This is a genomic window from Marinobacterium sp. MBR-111 (assembly GCF_040547585.1).
GTDB lineage: Bacteria > Pseudomonadota > Gammaproteobacteria > Pseudomonadales > Balneatricaceae > Marinobacterium > Marinobacterium iners.
The window spans coordinates 45,517-62,596 of the sequence record NZ_JBEPQA010000016.1 but is presented as its reverse complement, the minus strand read 5'-3'; the positions used below and the strand labels follow the sequence as shown (position 1 = coordinate 62,596).

Genomic DNA, 17,080 nt, shown 5'->3' with positions numbered 1-17,080 from the left:
CAAGGGTATGGATATCAGTCTGCGCGAATGGCTCATCATCGGCGGTATACTGATCGTGGTACTGATTCTGATTGACGGCTGGCGCCGTGTGAGTGCCAACCGCAATCGTTTGCGTCTGGAAATTGACCGTACTCTTTCGGAGTTGGGTGAGGCAGAACCGTCGCAGCACAACCCTGAACTACCTAACGGTGGTGCACGGCGGCGCAGTCAGGAATCCGTACGAGAAACCCCGACACAAAAGCCAGCCGCAGCAAAGCCTGAACGAGCCGCAACAACACCGCCACAGCCAGTGCGGCGTGAGCCGGTATTCAATGAATCGATCACTTCCAAACCCGCGAAGCAGCCATCGAATGCCACGGCGGTACAGGCAGAGCTTAGCGAGATGGACCCGCTGTTTGATGATATTCCTGCCGATACTGAGACGGGCCGTGCTCGTCCGGTTCGGAACAGAAAGAAATCAACAGCAGAAAACGATTCAACACCAGCGCCGGTACAACAGACGATTGACGATGATCCTGAGCTGCTGCGCGCCGTCGAACAGGGTGAACTGCAGGGCGGTTCACTTGACTTCAATACCGATACCGCGCACGAAGAGCGTCAGATCAGTACCAGCCTGAATGACCGCATGGAGCTGGATTTTGAGCAGCCCATTCCGATCCTGTTCGACAAGGTACCCTCACCCGATGCGGCTGATCTCCCGGATGACACCCTTGCGGCCTATAAGCGCTCATTGAATGAACAGCCAGAACCTTCTCCGCGCCAGCGTATTGAGAACGATCCATTGCAAGGGCTGACGGCCACTGAGCTGCCAGCCGAACCGGACGAATCCCTGTTCAGCAGTACCGAGTTGGGTCTGGATGAAGAAAGCCCCGCTGTAGCAGAACCGACACCTGCAGTGTCTGAAGCGTCGGCTCCTGAAAAACCACGGCCCGGATTGCGCAGTGCACCCGATCCCGAGCACGTTCTGGTGATCACGGTCGTTGGCCGTAACCGTCAGCTGCTGCCGGGACCCGCTTTGCACAAGATCGTTACGGCCTGTGGCATGGAATGGGGCGAAATGTCGATTTATCATCGCAGTGAAACAGATGCGCCCGATGCTGCCGTCCAATTCAGTATGACCAACGCCGTTGCACCGGGTACCTTTGACCCAGAACATCTGGAGCAGCTGCAAACACCTGCCGTGTCCTTCTTCATGTCCATGAGTGAACCGGATGATCCAATGAACGCTTATGAGTGCATGCTGGCGACCGCTGAAACGCTTGCCAAGCACCTCGACGGCGATCTGCTGGATGAAGACCGCTCCGTCATGCGTCCTCAAACCAAGGAGCACTATCGCGAGCGCATTCGCGAGTTCGAGATGCACAACCGCACCCGGCGGGTACACTGATACCCGCTTTCGTTCCACTTCTGACCAGACCCAGATTCCATGACCCTGCCTGAATCCGTCGTGACCCGTGCCGAGCAGTTACGCACCGAGATCGAACAACACAGTTACCGTTATTACGTGCTGGACGAGCCGAGTGTTCCGGATGCGGAATATGATCGGCTTTTCAATGAACTCAAGGCGCTGGAAGCGGAATATCCAGAGCTTGTGAGTGAAGATTCACCAACGCAGCGAGTCGGTAAAAAGCCGGACTCAGGTTTTGCCGAAGTGCGTCATGAACAGCCCATGCTGTCTCTGGACAACGCCTTCAGTGATGACGAGATGGCTACCTTTGTTCGCCGCGCACGTGAGCGTCTGGGGCTGAGCGCTGATGCGCCGCTGGCCATTGTCAGTGAACCGAAGCTGGATGGCCTGGCGGTCAGCTTGCTGTACGAGCAGGGCCGATTGGTGCGTGCTGCAACCCGGGGCGATGGTTATACAGGTGAGGATATCACCCTTAATGTACGCACCCTGCCCAGCGTGCCTTTGCGTTTGTTGGGCGAAGGCTGGCCACGGCTGCTGGAAGTGCGGGGCGAGATTTACATGCCCAGAGCCGGTTTTGAACGGCTCAATGAACAGGCCCGTGATGCCGGTGAAAAAACCTTCGTCAATCCGCGTAATGCCGCCGCTGGCAGCCTGCGTCAGCTGGATCCGGCGGTTACCGCCCGGCGACCGCTGGAGTTCTGCTGTTACAGTACCGGCGTGGTTGCGGACGGGGAGCTGCCGGGCAGTCACATTGAACGGCTGCAACAACTCAACCGCTGGGGACTTAAAATCAATCCGGAAATGCGGCGTGTTGATGGGTTGGAGGGGTGTCGGGAAAGCTACCGCTCACTGGCGGATAAGCGTGATCAGTTGCCCTACGACATTGACGGCATTGTATTCAAACTGGACCGGCTTGATCAGCAGGAAGCGCTGGGCTATGTCGCCCGCGCACCGCGCTGGGCCATTGCGCACAAGTTCCCGGCTCAGGAAGAGATTACACGCCTCAAGGCGGTTGAGTTTCAGGTTGGCAGAACCGGAGCAATCACACCGGTGGCCAGGCTGGAGCCGGTCTTTGTGGGCGGAGTCACCGTCAGCAACGCGACCCTGCATAACATGGATGAAATCGCCCGACTTGATGTGCATGCCGGTGACTGGGTCACGGTACGCCGTGCCGGTGATGTCATTCCGCAAATCGTACAGGTATTGAAGGAGCGTCGCGATGGCACTGAACAAAACATCAGCATCCCTTCATCCTGTCCGGTATGTGGATCGGATGTGGAGCGTACTCGGCTGATCAAGCGAGGCAAGGGACGGGAACAGGTCAGTGAAGGCTCAATCTACCGCTGTGTCGGTCGACTCTCGTGCCGTGCCCAGCTGACCCAGGCCCTGATCCATTTTGTCTCGCGCAAGGCGATGGACATAGATGGGCTGGGCGAAAAGAATATTGAACAGCTGGTTGAGCGTGGCCTGATAAAGTCTCCGGCTGATCTGTATCGACTACGGGTGGAAGACCTGCTCGAACTCGACGGTTTCGCACAGGTGTCAGCTGAAAAACTGTACAGCGCCATTGCGTCCAGCCGCCGCGTGGAGCTGGCCCGCTTTATCTACGCGCTTGGCATTCCGGAAGTGGGGGAAGGCACGGCGCGCACGCTGGCGCTGCAGCTGGGGTCTCTTGCGCGGTTGCGTCAGGCACTGCCGTTGCTGCTGACATGGTTGCCGGATATCGGGCTGGAAGTAGGGCATGAGATTCATAACTTCATGCAGGACGAGCATAACTGCCAAGTGATGGATGCATTACTGGCACAGGGCATTGAACTTCAGCAGGAGGCCGATATTGCAGCAGCGCTGCAGGGCGCCATCAGTCTGCCGATGTTGCTGCAGCGGCTGGACATACCGGGAGTGGCCAAAACCGGTGCTATGGCTCTGGCCGATCACTTCCAGTCACTGGAGCCTCTTCTGCAGGCAGATGCCGAGGCACTGGAATCGGTTGCCAAGCTCAGCAAAAAGGCGCGTAGCGGCCTGCTGCAGAAGTTGGCAGAGCCTGACTGGTGTGAGCAGGCAAGGGCACTGGAGCAGCAACTAAAGGCCTTTGGCATGCACTGGCAGTGCGAGGGTCCGTCTGATACCGGCTCCACACAGCCACTGGCCGGGCAGACCTGGGTACTGACTGGAACGCTCGAAACCATGACCCGAGACGAGGCCAAGGATCGCTTGCTGGCACTGGGTGCCAAGGTCAGCGGCTCCGTCTCCGGCAAGACTCAGTGTGTGGTGGCCGGTCCGGGTGCGGGTTCCAAGCTGAACAAGGCGACAGAGCTGGGCATTGAGATACTGGACGAGGATGCATTTATGAATCAGTTACAGGCTTGGGAAAAGGCATGATTGTTCCCTGGCAGTCACTAGACCCGGATACACTGCAGAATCTGCTGGAGGAGTTTGTCAGTCGTGACGGCACCGACTATGGTGAACAGGAACTCAGTCTGGCACAGAAGGCCGAGCAGATTCGACTGAAGCTGATCAGCGGTGAGGCTCTGCTGCTGTTCAGCGAAAGCACCGGTCAGTGCAACATTGTGCCCCGTGAACGCTTGCCGGAGTTTGATCACTGAGCCCGGCGGCGAGGAGATAGTGGGTGGAGCAACTGGATCAGATCAGTACACTGATCGCCCTTTCGATGGGGGTGGCCTGGGCCAGTGGCATCAATCTTTATGCCACGGTGCTCATGCTGGGTGTACTGAACAATATGGGCCATATCAGCCTGCCGCCGGGGCTGGAAATAGTCTCTGATCCATTGGTGCTGATTGCCGCCGGTTTCATGTACTGCGTTGAGTTTTTCGCTGACAAAACACCGGGGGTTGATACGGGCTGGGACGCCTTGCATACCTTTATTCGCATCCCTGCAGGAGCTGCTCTGGCGGCGGGAGCCGTGGGTGATCTGAGCCCAGCTGTTGGGCTTGCAGCAGCCCTGACCGGCGCTTCAGTGGCCGCAGGCAGCCATGCACTCAAGGCGGGCAGTCGGGTCATGATCAACACTTCTCCCGAGCCGGTCAGCAATTGGGTCGCGTCATTCAGTGAGGACCTGCTTGTAATCGGAGGGCTTTGGACGGCCCTTAACCACCCGTTATGGTTTTTGGGTGGGCTCATACTGTTTATCCTGCTGCTGGTCTGGCTGTTGCCGAAGCTCTGGCGCGGAGTGAAAAAAGTGTTCGGGTTTCTGGCCAGACTGTTTGGGGGCCAGAAAGATGACAGCCCGAGCCCCGAAGGTGATCTGGAGCGTGACGCACGCCGTGCGGCTGCACCCCGTCCAGGCATTAAGCCTCAGCTGCCTCCGGACTGATCAGGCCCAGCTCTCTACATGACCATCATTGATCAGCATTCTGATCAGATCGGTGCGACACACAATGCCTTCCAGCTTCTCGTCGCGGTCTATCACCGGAATTGCGCCGATGGGGTAACGCACAAAACTGGCGGCAATGCTGGAAACCTCAGTGTCGGGTGAAGCTACTATCATTTGGCGATGATAGGCTTGGGTGACACTGACCGGTGAGTCAGTGCCACGTTGCATGATGTCGTGTATGGAGATAATGCCCAATGCCCGTTCGTCAGCATCTACCACCATCAGATGCGAAACTTCCTGCTCCTGCATCAAGGCCCAGGCCTGACGCAGACTGGTTTCCGGCGGAATGGTGAGCACGGGGCTGGTCATGATCTGGGCCGCCCGCAGCCCTTGCGGCTTTTTGGGCTTGTCACCGGCGGTGCTGGCGTCCTGATAGGCTTTCTGCGAAGCCTTGCCTGGACTTTCACCGGGAACCTGAAAGCGCTCCTTTGATAGCTGTATGCGCTGCTCAAGATCCTGTTGCTGACGAATCTGGTCTTCAGAGCCCGGTACAGCAGCACTGTTGATGCTTTGAGTCAGACCTTCCACTCCGCGGGGGCGAAACAGAGACTCAACTGGTGTCTGGATCCGATACCCCTGATCGTAGATGACAAGTGCCATAAACTGCTACTCCGCCAGTGCCGGATAATGCCGGCCTTCTTATTATAGCGTCTTGCGGATCAAATTCTTGACCATAAAACGCGCCGGGTTAAGGATCCGAACCTGATCTGCAGCGAGCGGCAACGGCGCACCGCTGATCAGTGCCGCGATCAACTGCCCACAGATTGGACCACTGAGCAGCCCTTTCGATCCATGGCCCACATTCACGAAGAGCCCACGCTGCAGCGGAGGCCGTGCAGTGAAGGGCCAGCGGGCATCATCGCGCAGCTTGGCATAGGTCTCGATGAAAGCGTCGTGGTCCGCTACTGCACCTGCCAGCGGCAGATAGTCGGGTGTACTACAGCGAAATGCGACCTTACCCTCAAGCGACTGCTGCTGCAGGGCCTGGCCCAGCTTTGGCAGAGCCCGCTGCAGAATGTCTAGATTGTGCTGGTGCTCTTCCTGTCGTACCTGATCATTGCTGTCATGCAGTACAAATGATGCACCGAAACAGTACTCACCATTCAGCGGAGGGGAGATATAGCCCTCACCACAGACGACCGTTTTCAGCGGCGGGAGCCCGGCCGGTGCAGACGCCTGACTGGTCTGGCCTCTGATTGGTTTGAGCGGCAACTGTGACAGTGGATCAAACCTCACGGCCTGGCTGGCGCAGCAGACCACGACCTGCTCGCTACTGAATCCGCTGTTGCCCAGGTGCCAGCGCCCGGAACGACGCTCAAGTGTCTCAACGGGCGTGTTGTAGTGGCACTCAATATTGGGGTGTGACAGCAGCAACTCACACAACCGGGCAGGCGCTATCCAGCCTGCGGTGGGGAAAAACAGCCCGCCCTCACCGGTTGTGATGCCTGCCAGCTCACTGGCGGTTGCCGCATCCACGGCACGAACCAGAGAATAGGGGTAGGCGGCCTGTTCGATGACCTGCTGTTGCCGTTCGGCTTCCTTATCGGTCAGAGCCAGCTGCAGTACACCGCAACACTGGCCTAGCTCGGGGTGTTCCTCGCTAAGAGTAGCCAGCAACGCGCTGGTATGAATCAGGCCGCTGAGATGAAAGTGGCTGTGTAGGGTTGGGCTGGCGGGCAGCTTTGCATACAGAGCCCCTTGAGGGTTGCCAGAACCCTCCATCGCCGGAGCTGCATGGCGTTCCAGCACGATGACCCTGTAGCCCTGCGATGCCAGTGCGTATGCGGTGGAAGCACCGGCGATGCCGGCTCCAATCACCACAATTGGCTCGTCCGTGATGGCAGCGGCTGGGCGCTGAAACCAGATCGGAGTGTCTGCCGGTGTGGCGTCAAAGGGGGCGAGGGTCATCCGACCGCTGAGCATTTCCCGCTTGCGGCCAAAGCCAGGGCGCTTGATGACTTCGAAACCGACCTCCTGCAGGCCACGCCGAACCACTCCGGCTGCGGTGAAGGTCGCAAAGGTGCTGCCCGGCCTGCTAAGGCGTGCAATTTCACTGAACAGTTGTTCATTCCAGAGCTCAGGGTTGCGTGCCGGGGCGAAACCGTCCAGAAACCAGGTATCCACTCGCGCATCAAGCCGGGGCAGTGTCTCCAGTGCATCCCCAAACAGCAGCGTCAGCAGAATACGCCCGGCATCAAACACGAGGGTATAGGCTCCGGCGACCGGCTGTGGGTAACTTTTAAGAAGCTGCTTGGCCCCATCGCTGAATTCGGAAAAGTTCGACAGAGCTTGCCTGAGATCGGCAGCGCTTAGCGGGTATTTCTCACAGGAAATGTAGTGCAGCTGCTGCTCTGCTGGAGCCTGTTGCAGCCATAACGCGCGGCAACACAGAAAGTTCAGCCCGGTTCCAAAACCGGTTTCAGCCACCACGAAAGGGGCGCCGCTGGCTTCACTGAATCGTTGCTCAAGCGCATTGGCATCCAGAAAAACATGGCGCGTTTCCGCTATGCCGCCGGCGCGGTTGAAATAGATATCTTCAAACAGCGTGGATGACGGTACGCCATCCTGCCACTCCAGATCGGCCTGCTGCAGTGGTGCTTGAGGGTCAGTCATGCTCGTTTGCTGCTGAGGGCGCCTGTTGCTCGCGTGCCGGCTTCATCAGGTGCAGTGAGCGGGTGCGCTTCAAGGCACGGTTCTCATGGTGCAGCGCGGTTTTTGCCAGCATGTGAGCGGTCACCGGAGCCGTGATCAGCAGGAACAGGGTGATCAGCAGTTCGTGCAGGCTGAGATAGCCCTGTTCATAAGTCATCAGGATCATGGAGGCGATCAGAATACCGCCCATGCCTAGTGTGGTCGCCTTGGTTGGTGCGTGCAGGCGGGTATAAAAGTCGGGCAGCCGGCTGAGGCCGACCGAGCCTACCAGCACAAAGAAGCCACCGATCAGCAGCAATATGGATACCAGAAGTTCAACCCAAAAAGTCATATGCAAACCTATTCAATGATGTCGCCGCGCAGCAGATATTTGCACAGGGCCACGGTGCTGACGAAGCCTAGCATCGCAATCAGCAAAGCTGCTTCAAAATAGAGGCTGGTACGCATGTACATGCCGTACAGCAGAATCAGGGCGATGCTGTTGATATACATGGTGTCCAGCGCCAGAATCCGGTCCGACAGGTCAGGCCCGCGCAGCAGTCGCCACAGGTTGAGTATCAGGGCAACACAGAGAATGCCGCTGACGATCATGAGTGCCGTGTCTAGCATGCAAAAATCTCCTTCAACGGCGCTTCATAGCGTGACTTGATGGTGGCAATGAGGGCCTGTTCGTCGGTCACATGCAGCGCATGAATATAGAGCCACTTGTGATCCGACGACAGTTCCGAGCTCACGGTACCCGGTGTCAGGGAGACGGTGCTGGCCAGCAGTGTAATCGGCAACTCTTCCTTGATATCCAACGGTACGGCAACGAACGCTGGCTGCAGCCGGCGCACCGGTCCCAGTACCAGAATGGCAACCTCGATATTGGCAACCACGATATCCCCCAGCACCTTGAGAATGTACTTCAGTGCCAGCAAAGGGCGCCTCACATGGGGCTGCTCGGTTTTGAGTGGAGCACACAGGATGGGGATCACCAATGACAGAAACGCGCCGAGTACAATATGCCCCGGTGCAACCGTGTTGTTCAGCAACAGCCAAACGATAAACAGCAACAGGCTGTGTATCGGCATGGGCAGCCAGAGTGAGCGACTCATGAAGGACCTCCCGGCAGCAGAACAGGCAAGTGAATCGGTACAGAGTGCAACTGATGTGCGGCCTCACGGGTATATTCCGTCATTGGGCCACCCAAAACCACAAGCATCGGGGCTGCCAGCAGGAGCAGGGTAACGGCAGCGAGGTGCCAGGGTGAAGCGACCTCGCCTTGACTCTTGTCGGTGCTGCGACGCCAGAACAGCGTTGTACCGGCACGTGACAGTGCGATGATGGCAATCAGGCTACTGATCAGCAGGACCGGCCATACCCAAAGCATTTCAGTGGTGCCGTGGGCGGCCTGCAGCAGCAAAACCTTGCCGACAAAGCCTGAGAAAGGCGGAATGCCAGCCACTGTCATGGCACCAATAAAAAACAGCACACCCAGTAGCGCCGGTTGGCGTACGCGACGAGATACCACAAAACGGTCAGCGGCCTTGCCACGTTGTTGCCCGATCAGATCTGCAATCAGAAACAGCGCTGCGCACACCAGCGTACTGTGCACCAGGTAATAGAGCCCGGCCGATGTGGCATCTTCGTTCTGCAGTGCGATCGATACCAGCAGTGTCCCCACCGAAATCACCACCAGGTTGGCCGTCAGCTCCCGCAGGTTGGGGCTGGCAAGTGCGCCTATACTGCCAACCACCAGGGTCAGCAGGGCCAATGGCCAGATCCAGGGCTGGGCCATGAATGCCAACTCGCCGGCATTTTCGCCGAATACAACGGTATGGATTCTGAAAATACTGTAGATGCCGACCTTGGTCATGATCGCGAACAGCGCAGCAACGGGAGCGCTGGCCGACGCATAGGTACGTGTCAGCCAGAAATGCAGCGGCAGCATCGCGGCCTTAAGGCCGAACACCACCAGCAACAACAGGCCACCGGCACGGGCCAGGGTCTTCTCACCTCCGGAAAGCGCTGCAATCTTGGTCGACATGTCGGCGATGTTCAGGGTGCCCAGTGTGCCGTAAAGAATGCCCAGAGCGAACAGGAACAGGCTCGAACCGACCAGATTCAGCGCGACATAGTGAAAGCTTGCCTGAGTCTTTTGCTTGCCACCGCCGTGAATCAGCAGGGCGTAGGAGGCAATCAACAGCACCTCAAAGAAGACGAACAGGTTAAAGGCGTCACCGGTCAGGAATGCGCCATTGATGCCCATGATCTGGAACAGTACCAGCGGGTGGAAGTAGGAACCGGTGCGGTCATCGCCGGCGCAGGCATACAGAATCGAGGCCAGCCCCAACACCGAGGTCAACAGCACCAGAAGGCTGGAGAGGCGGTCAGCGACCAGCACAATACCGAATGGAGGCTGCCAGTCGCCCAGAACGTAAAGCTGAATCCCCTGTTGCTGAACCTGCAATAGAAGAATGGATACGAGCAGTGTCAATGCCGAAAAGAACAGAGCGGCTGCACGCTGTCGATCTGGACTGCCGCACAATGGAGGCAACAGCAGCAACAGAGCGCCAATCATGGGAATCAGGATCGGCAGAATGGGCAGGTGTGCGGTCATGCCTTCTCCTTACGGCTGCGGGCCTTGGTTTCGGGCTGAGGAGGCAGACGACCGTCCACATGATCATTGCCAAGGTCGGCACGGGCACGCATGGCCAGAATGACGATAAAGGCGGTCATGGCAAAACCGATCACAATGGCCGTCAGTACCAGCGCCTGTGGCAGCGGGTCAGCGTAACTGTAAGAGGTACCAAGAATGGCCGCACCATCCAGCTTCAAACGCCCACTGGAAAACAGGAACAGATTGACGGCGTAGGACAGCAGGGTAATGCCGAGCACCACCGGGAAGGTTCTGCCCCGCAGGCAGAGGAAAATCCCTGAAAAGGTCAGCAGGCCGACACAGGTCGCGTATACGGCTTCCATTATTCAGACTCCGGCAAAGTGGGTCGATGGTTGGTAGTCAGTTTGCCCAGGTTGGCCAGGATCAGCAGGGTAGCCCCCACAACGGTCAGGTAAACCCCAAGATCAAACAGCATGGCGCTGGCCAGTTCAAATTCGCCGATCCAGGGCAGACTGAAATAGTCGAACCAGGATGTCAGGAACGGGCGGTCGAAGAACCAGCTGCCCATTCCGGTCAGGGTGGCGATCAGCACACCGCTGGCAATCAGCCACTGGTAATTGACCTTCAAGCGCTCCTTGATCCAGTCGACCCCATGAGCAACATATTGCTGGACCAAAGCGACAGAGGTAACAAGACCGGCAATGAAGCCGCCGCCGGGCAGGTTATGGCCACGCAGGAAAATGTAAACCGACACCAGAAGGGCCAAGGGCAGCAGGCTCTGCGAAATGACGGCCAGCATCATGGGGTGACGGTCGCTGGCCCAGGCACGGCCACTCTCGTCCCCTGCAGGCATGTAGAGCCGCATGCGTACGATCAGTTTGTAGATACCCAGAGCCGCAATACCCAGTACCGTAATTTCACCCAGGGTATCGAAACCACGGAAATCCACCAGAATCACGTTGACCACGTTGGTACCACCGCCACCGGTTTTACTGTTGGCCAGGAAAAAGTCAGAGATGCTGTGCAGTGGTCGGGTCATCAACGCATAGTTGATGGTGCCAATGATGCCACCGAGCATGGCTGCAATACCCAGATCGCGGACCACCCGCTTGGGGGAGGATTCCTTGGGCGTCTTCTGTGGCAGGAAGAACAGGGCCAACATCAGCAGGATTACGGTCACCACCTCGACCGAAAGCTGAGTAAGGGCCAGATCCGGCGCCGAGAAGCGGGCAAAGGTAATGGACACGATCAGCCCGACCACCGACAGGGTCAGCAGTGAAATCATACGCTTGCGGTGCCACACCACCGTCGCCAGTGCGCTGAGGCAGAGCAGTACGGCTGCCGTGATTTCAACTGCATCGATCGGCAGGTGAGGGCGCAGGCCGGCTGTGGTGTTCAGATCCATCAATGGGCCTGCCATCAAAACCAGTGCAAACAGCAGCAACAGGAACATGTAGCGCTGCAGAGAGCCGTTCTCGAGGAAGCCGTGGATACTGCGAGCCGTGCGCACCATTTGTTGAATGATGCGCTCAAACACCAGCTTGGCATCGGTTTCAGGGAATTGGGCCTGGAACTGATACAGATGACGGCGGTTATAGTAGATCATCAGGCCGCCAGCCAGTGCGATGATGCTCATCAGCAATGGCAGGTTGAAGCCGTGCCAGATCGACAGGCTGTACTCCGGTACATTGCCGGCCAGCACCGCTGAGGATGCGGACTCCAGTAGCCCGCCCACGATGAAGCCGGGGAAAATGCCAAGCAGAAGACACAGTGTCACCAGAATCTCGACCGGTATTTTCATATAGCGCGGTGGTTCATGGGGTGTCTTGGGTAGGTCGATCGGCTCGCCGTTAAAAAACACGTCATGGATAAAGCGCATCGAGTAAGCCACTGCAAAAATACCCGCCAGCGTCGCCAGTACCGGTACCATCCAGGACAGTGAGCCCAGAGCTACCTGATGCAGCGTCTCGGCAAAGAACATCTCCTTCGACAGAAAGCCGTTGAGCAAAGGTACACCGGCCATGGATGCTGCTGCCACCATCGCCAGCGTGGCAGTATGCGGCATGTAATGCCACAGACCGTTCAGCTTGCGCATGTCGCGTGAACCGGATTCGTGATCAATGATCCCCGCGGCCATGAACAGCGATGCCTTGAATGTGGCATGGTTGATGATATGAAACACGGCTGCCACGGCGGCCAGTTCGGTGTCCATGCCCAGCAACAGCGTGATCAGGCCCAAATGGCTCACGGTGGAGTAGGCCAGCAGCCCTTTCAGGTCATGCTTGAACAGCGCGATATAGGCACCCAGCAGCAGGGTGGCAAGGCCAGTCAGGCTGACGGTCAGGAACCAGAGCTCGGTACCGGACAAAACCGGATAGAAGCGAGCCAGCAGGAAGATGCCTGCCTTGACCATAGTAGCCGAGTGGAGGTAGGCGCTGACCGGTGTGGGAGCTGACATGGCATGTGGCAGCCAGAAATGAAATGGAAACTGGGCCGACTTGGTGAATGCACCGAGCAGAACCAGAATCAGTGCAACCGGGTAGGCTGCATGCTCGCGCAGAGTATCACCGCTTGCCAGTACCACGCTGAGATCGTAGCTGCCGACAATATGAGCGACCAGCAGCAGGCCTGCAAGCAGGGCAAGCCCCCCGGCACCCGTAACCGTCAGGGCCATGCGGGCGCCCTTGCGTGCCTCGCTCTTGTGGTGCCAGAAACTGATCAACAGAAAGGAGCTGATACTGGTCAGCTCCCAGAACATCCATAGCTGCAGCAGGTTGTTGGATGTCACGATGCCGACCATCGATGTCATGAACAGGATCAGGTAGGCATAAAAGCGCGCCATGGAATCCTGGGACGAGAGATAATAGCGGGCATACAAAATGATCAGCAGACCAATGCCAAGAATCAGCAGCAGAAACAGCAGCGCAAGGCCGTCGAGCCGGAACGACAGTTCCAGACCCAGCGCTGGTATCCAGCTGAACGTTTGTTGCAGGGTTTCGCCGGCAAAAATCTGCGGCACGGCCTGCAGTACCAGAAACAGTGACAGTGCCGGCAACATGGCAGTGAACCATGCACAGGCGCTGCGACCGAAGCGTTCGGTGAACAGGGGGACCAGGGTGCCGATCAGGGGTAATAACGGAATCCAGAATAGGCTCATCTGCTGGGCGTGCTCCGGTCGGTAGCGGGTGAATTCATGTATTAGCGGTCGATGAAGTATGCGCTGAATGAGAGTAATTTATACCTTTTGACGGCTCCAGAGTCCACCAAATGCGGTCGAGCAGGGCGGACTTTCCAGCAACATGTGTGCCAGTGAAAAGACCGCCTTGATGTCAGAAAAGTTCAGAACAGGAGCTGTTGTACTTGTTCAAGCACGGCCGTTTCTGTCCAGGGCTTGGTCAGGTAGGCAGAAACACCTGCGGCTTCGGCTTCGCCACGGTGCTTGCGCGTTGAGCGAGAGGTTATCATGATGATGGGGATATCATTGAAGTTTTGGCTGTTGCGTACAATGGCCGCCAGTTCCATGCCACTCATGCGGGGCATTTCCAGGTCGGTCAAAATCATGTCGGGCGGGTTGGCGCGCACCTTGTCGAGTGCATCCAGTCCATCAATGGCCGTGGTGACATCGTAGCCACTGTCGCTGAGCAATGTCTCGAGTGTTTTGCGTGCACTGAGTGAGTCGTCAACGACCAGCAAGCGTGGTAAGTGCAGGTCAAGGTTGGCATCAGGCGATTCCAGAGCCGTTGCCAGTACCGAGTGCCGGTGACGTACGCGGGCCTGCAGGTCAATAATGGGAGCGATTTCGCCGTTGGCAAGAATGGTCACGCCCGGAATGCCAGGGATGTCGGGTATATGCTCCCCCATCGATTTGAAGACCTGCTCTCGGTGCGCCAGTATTTCAGGTACAAATACGGCTGCTTCCTCATCCTGATCAAGCTGTACCAGTACGACAGGGTGTATGCGCATGGCGGCATAATCCGGAACGGCTTCACCCGTCAGGCCTTCAAGGGTATAGGCAGGGTATTCTGCATCTGCCGTAACGAAAACGGGCCGTTCATTATGTGTCTGCAGCTGCCCGTCAAGTGAAAGCAGGTTCTTGCTGATGCTGTGGCTGGACAAGGCATGGATTTTTCCGTTGCCCGAACGTACCAGCAGGGTGTGTACGAGGAGGGAAGATGCCGACATCGACAGGTCAAACCGGGTGCCTTTGCCCGTCTGTGAATGAATGGTGAGTGTACCCTGCATGCGGGAAACCTGCTGATAGACCACATCCATGCCGATACCGCGACCGGACAGCTGGCTGATTTCGTCCCGCGTTGAAAAACCGGGCACAAGAATCAAACGCTGGATTTCAGCATCGCTCAATACCGAGGATGGCTCAATCAACTGCTTGCGCTCGGCAATTTCACGTACGCGTTGCAGGTTAATACCGGCGCCGTCATCTTCACAACTGACCTGGACTTTACTCTGGCGCTGGCTGAAACTGATTTTCAGTGTGCCGGTTTCATCCTTGCCAGCCTCGAACCGCATGTGCGGTGTTTCCAGGCCATGATCTACGGCATTGCGGATGATGTGCATCAGAGGGTCAGCCAGCTGATTCAAGATCTGACTGTCCATCATTACGCCTTCACCTTCAATTACAAGTCGCGCCTGCTTGCCCGAGGCTCGGCAGGCTTGTCGCATGATGCGTTGCATGCGAGAGGTGATGCTTCTGACAGGCACCAATCGGGTGTTGAGTACGTTTTCCAGAGACTCTTTCTGCAAGTTGGCCTGAGCGACGTGCAGTTCAGTGAGCTGCCTCAGTTGCTGAGCTGTCTGATGGTCAACTTCACGTACGTCGGCAACGGCTTCCTGCAGTTGCGACAAGGTCGCGTGCATATCGTGATAACGGTCCATCTCCAGCGGGTCAAAGTCCGTGTCCCCTTCCTGCATGGAAGGTGTCAGGGTGAAATGGTCGTGCAGTTGCTGTTCCAGATCAAACATCACTGTCTGCAGTACACGCTGGCGGTCTCGGTTGGAGCGGGTCAGGCGGCGCAGTTGCAGCAGGCTGTCATCCAGCTGTGCGTTCAGCGTGCTTGACTCTCCGGTAATACGGAACAGATTGTCGAGGATACCGACCGGAACGCGTATCTGGTTATTGTCACGAGATTCCTGCTGAGCCGGAGTGTTGAGCGGCGGCTCAGCTGCCTGGAACTCGGCCTGTTCGCGACGACGGTGGCGCTCTGCATCGTCGAGTGCTGCTGAAGCACACTCAACCCCCTCTGTCTGCAACCGGAAGAACCAGTTCATCAACTGCTGTAGCTGGGTCAAGGCGGTTTCAGGCAGTTGACCGCCTTCGGTTACAGCCTCGCTCATCTGGGCCAGACAGTCGGCTGCATCCGTCAGGTCCTGTGACAGCTGCTCACCGGGGAGCGTGGAGGTATCGGTCAATACTTCCAGAATGTCTTCAAGATGATGAGTCAAGTTGGCAAGGCCGCGTATGCCTGCCATGTTGGCCAGCCCCTTGATGGTGTGTGCGGCACGTTGAGCGCCCAGCAAACCGTTGACATCTCGGTCACTTATCACAGCTTGCAGCTGTAGCTGGAACTCATCCACCAAAAGTGGCAACTCGGCGCACAGCATATCCATCAGCTGAAGATCTATTTCATCACCTGTGCTCAGGTCAATATCGTCTGCTGTGGCGGTCTGCAGTTCTATTTGGTCCGGTGATCGGAGACTGGTTAGTGCCAGCAGTCCTGAAATAAAAGCAGCCTGCTGGGGGTCAGTATGAATAGGCAGGCAGTCATCACTGAGGCAATCAATCAGATCTTCTCGGATCAATTTGTCGGCCGGCGCGTCCAGGTGTCGATGCAAAGCGCTGAGGCAGTGGGCAAAGTGGGTGCGGTTATAGTCGAAAAATTGTTCCGGATGCTGGCGAAAGAGATGGAGGTTGGCGCCAAGACCCTGCAGCAGCAACTGAGCTCCAGTCAGATTGACGGTAGCGCAGGCGCGGCTCAAGGGTTGGAGGGCGTCCAGGCTGGTCTCCAATAGTGCCATAGTGTCGCTGGGTGGTTGTTGCCACTGCAGCTCCAATGCCTGCAGTGAACTCGTCAGCATGGCCATAATGCCAGGATCTACGGCGGGGCCATCCTGTTCCAGCAGCGACATGTCCACCTCACAAAAGCGGTCGCCACTTCGGTGCTCATCAATGAATGGATCTGCATCGGCCTGTGTGTGATTTTCGGGTCCGTCGGGGGCGGCGGGCAACGTCTCTTGAATAAGCTCTAACTGGTCCTTTTGTTCACTCGAGTCCAGCGGTTCTGGCCAGCGTGGGTCGAGCAATAGATCCAGAACACTGATTGCCCGCTGTTGGTCAGGGTGTTGCAGCAGCTGTTGCAATGCAGACTGTAATTCAAGAACGGGAGTAGCATGAGGGGTTTCTATTCCCTCAACACGTTCGGCAGCCAGAGCGATCAGGTCTGCTAACACGGGTGAATCCGCAGCAAGTGTTTCACTCAGCTCAGCCAGCCCCTCGGCCAGTGCCTCTGGGTCGTCAGCGTGTTCAAAGCAGTTCAATAAGCGTTCTGAAGGCGTGCAGCAGTCCATGCCGGCTTGAGCCTCGATCGTTGCAGCTATTTCGAGAGGAGCTGCAAAGCGACGCAGGCGTGGCCATTCTTCTTCCAGCAGCTGTGGCAGTAACTCCAGATCCTGTGGGTCGAGTGGCGAGTCCCATACGGCTGTTGCAGGTGCCTGCTGCACATATTCCAGCAGGCTTTTCGGCGTGTCCGCATTCAAGATCAGGCCCAGTTGGTGCAGCACACTCTCAGCCTGGGCCGGGCTCAGAGCTGCTCCCTGTTCTGCCTCGATCTGCTCTGCCAGCAGGGCCAACAGGTCGCCACATCCCGGCATCCCCTGATCGTGAAACAGATCTGCCAGCTGATTCATTTGCTCGCTGATACTGTCTGGTTCACTCCCGCTGTCGGTTTGAAGGCACTCAATCAGTTGCTGCAGCGACTCAATAGCCGTCGTGCTTGTGGTCTGGTCCATGACG

At 57.3% G+C, this 17,080-nt stretch carries 13 protein-coding genes; 4 read left to right on the top strand and 9 right to left on the bottom strand.

Annotated features, from left to right (window positions below; translation table 11 throughout):
- Window positions 1-7 precede the first annotated feature (7 nt).
- Genes zipA through ABIE61_RS12100 form a run of 4 tightly spaced genes read left to right on the top strand, consistent with a single transcriptional unit; the run spans window position 8 to window position 4,739 of the window.
- Window positions 8-1,387, top strand: coding sequence for a cell division protein ZipA (gene zipA / locus ABIE61_RS12115; protein WP_354409817.1), 1,380 nt, complete (start codon window positions 8-10; stop codon window positions 1,385-1,387).
- 39 nt (window positions 1,388-1,426) lie between these two features.
- Entirely contained in the window at window positions 1,427-3,787 is a 2,361-nt protein-coding gene (ligA, locus tag ABIE61_RS12110; protein WP_354409815.1) for an NAD-dependent DNA ligase LigA, read from the top strand.
- Complete coding sequence (locus ABIE61_RS12105) at window positions 3,784-4,011, top strand: YheU family protein (RefSeq protein ID WP_206839151.1); 228 nt, start codon at window positions 3,784-3,786, stop codon at window positions 4,009-4,011. The genes ligA and ABIE61_RS12105 overlap by 4 nt, the downstream gene beginning before the upstream one ends.
- Window positions 4,012-4,034: 23 nt before the next feature.
- Window positions 4,035-4,739: a DUF4126 domain-containing protein gene (locus ABIE61_RS12100; RefSeq protein WP_354409812.1), complete on the top strand. Its 705-nt coding sequence runs from the start codon at window positions 4,035-4,037 to the stop codon at window positions 4,737-4,739.
- On the opposite strand, the gene ABIE61_RS12095 is transcribed toward ABIE61_RS12100, so the two are convergent.
- The 9 genes from ABIE61_RS12095 to ABIE61_RS12055 all read right to left on the bottom strand — a co-directional run bounded on the left by ABIE61_RS12095 (window position 4,740) and on the right by ABIE61_RS12055 (window position 17,076).
- Entirely contained in the window at window positions 4,740-5,399 is a 660-nt protein-coding gene (locus ABIE61_RS12095) for a CBS domain-containing protein (protein ID WP_091822339.1), read from the bottom strand.
- A gap of 42 nt (window positions 5,400-5,441) precedes the next feature.
- Window positions 5,442-7,412, bottom strand: a complete 1,971-nt coding sequence (gene mnmC / locus ABIE61_RS12090) for a bifunctional tRNA (5-methylaminomethyl-2-thiouridine)(34)-methyltransferase MnmC2/FAD-dependent 5-carboxymethylaminomethyl-2-thiouridine(34) oxidoreductase MnmC1 (RefSeq protein ID WP_206839155.1) — start codon at window positions 7,410-7,412, stop codon at window positions 5,442-5,444.
- Window positions 7,405-7,782 (bottom strand): Na+/H+ antiporter subunit G, encoded by a 378-nt coding sequence (locus tag ABIE61_RS12085; protein ID WP_206839157.1) that lies wholly within the window; start codon window positions 7,780-7,782, stop codon window positions 7,405-7,407. Before ABIE61_RS12085 ends, mnmC begins: the two co-directional genes overlap by 8 nt.
- Before the next feature lie 8 nt (window positions 7,783-7,790).
- Window positions 7,791-8,060 (bottom strand): K+/H+ antiporter subunit F, encoded by a 270-nt coding sequence (locus ABIE61_RS12080; RefSeq protein WP_091822331.1) that lies wholly within the window; start codon window positions 8,058-8,060, stop codon window positions 7,791-7,793.
- A complete protein-coding gene (locus tag ABIE61_RS12075) occupies window positions 8,054-8,548 on the bottom strand; it encodes a Na+/H+ antiporter subunit E (protein WP_354409807.1) in 495 nt (164 codons plus the stop codon). Before ABIE61_RS12075 ends, ABIE61_RS12080 begins: the two co-directional genes overlap by 7 nt.
- The gene (locus ABIE61_RS12070) at window positions 8,545-10,053 is read right to left on the bottom strand and encodes a monovalent cation/H+ antiporter subunit D (protein WP_206839159.1); all 1,509 of its coding nucleotides are present in this window, start codon (window positions 10,051-10,053) and stop codon (window positions 8,545-8,547) included. The genes ABIE61_RS12075 and ABIE61_RS12070 overlap by 4 nt, the downstream gene beginning before the upstream one ends.
- The gene (locus ABIE61_RS12065) at window positions 10,050-10,415 is read right to left on the bottom strand and encodes a Na+/H+ antiporter subunit C (RefSeq protein WP_091822323.1); all 366 of its coding nucleotides are present in this window, start codon (window positions 10,413-10,415) and stop codon (window positions 10,050-10,052) included. Before ABIE61_RS12065 ends, ABIE61_RS12070 begins: the two co-directional genes overlap by 4 nt.
- Entirely contained in the window at window positions 10,415-13,210 is a 2,796-nt protein-coding gene (locus ABIE61_RS12060) for a monovalent cation/H+ antiporter subunit A (protein WP_354409803.1), read from the bottom strand. Before ABIE61_RS12060 ends, ABIE61_RS12065 begins: the two co-directional genes overlap by 1 nt.
- 182 nt (window positions 13,211-13,392) lie before the next feature.
- Window positions 13,393-17,076: a hybrid sensor histidine kinase/response regulator gene (locus ABIE61_RS12055; RefSeq protein WP_354409801.1), complete on the bottom strand. Its 3,684-nt coding sequence runs from the start codon at window positions 17,074-17,076 to the stop codon at window positions 13,393-13,395.
- Between the last annotated feature and the right edge of the window lie 4 nt (window positions 17,077-17,080).

What these genes read in the sequence shown, in the direction of transcription:
- ABIE61_RS12060 (WP_354409803.1), bottom strand. Translation starts at nt 13,210, where the DNA reads ATGAGCCTATTCTGGATTCCGTTATTACCCCTGATCGGCACCCTGGTC.
- ABIE61_RS12095 (WP_091822339.1), bottom strand. Translation starts at nt 5,399, where the DNA reads ATGGCACTTGTCATCTACGATCAGGGGTATCGGATCCAGACACCAGTT.
- ABIE61_RS12105 (WP_206839151.1), top strand. Translation starts at nt 3,784, where the DNA reads ATGATTGTTCCCTGGCAGTCACTAGACCCGGATACACTGCAGAATCTG.
- zipA (WP_354409817.1), top strand. Translation starts at nt 8, where the DNA reads ATGGATATCAGTCTGCGCGAATGGCTCATCATCGGCGGTATACTGATC.
- ABIE61_RS12075 (WP_354409807.1), bottom strand. Translation starts at nt 8,548, where the DNA reads ATGAGTCGCTCACTCTGGCTGCCCATGCCGATACACAGCCTGTTGCTG.
- ABIE61_RS12065 (WP_091822323.1), bottom strand. Translation starts at nt 10,415, where the DNA reads ATGGAAGCCGTATACGCGACCTGTGTCGGCCTGCTGACCTTTTCAGGG.
- ABIE61_RS12085 (WP_206839157.1), bottom strand. Translation starts at nt 7,782, where the DNA reads ATGACTTTTTGGGTTGAACTTCTGGTATCCATATTGCTGCTGATCGGT.
- ABIE61_RS12070 (WP_206839159.1), bottom strand. Translation starts at nt 10,053, where the DNA reads ATGACCGCACACCTGCCCATTCTGCCGATCCTGATTCCCATGATTGGC.
- ABIE61_RS12080 (WP_091822331.1), bottom strand. Translation starts at nt 8,060, where the DNA reads ATGCTAGACACGGCACTCATGATCGTCAGCGGCATTCTCTGTGTTGCC.
- ABIE61_RS12055 (WP_354409801.1), bottom strand. Translation starts at nt 17,076, where the DNA reads ATGGACCAGACCACAAGCACGACGGCTATTGAGTCGCTGCAGCAACTG.
- mnmC (WP_206839155.1), bottom strand. Translation starts at nt 7,412, where the DNA reads ATGACTGACCCTCAAGCACCACTGCAGCAGGCCGATCTGGAGTGGCAG.
- ligA (WP_354409815.1), top strand. Translation starts at nt 1,427, where the DNA reads ATGACCCTGCCTGAATCCGTCGTGACCCGTGCCGAGCAGTTACGCACC.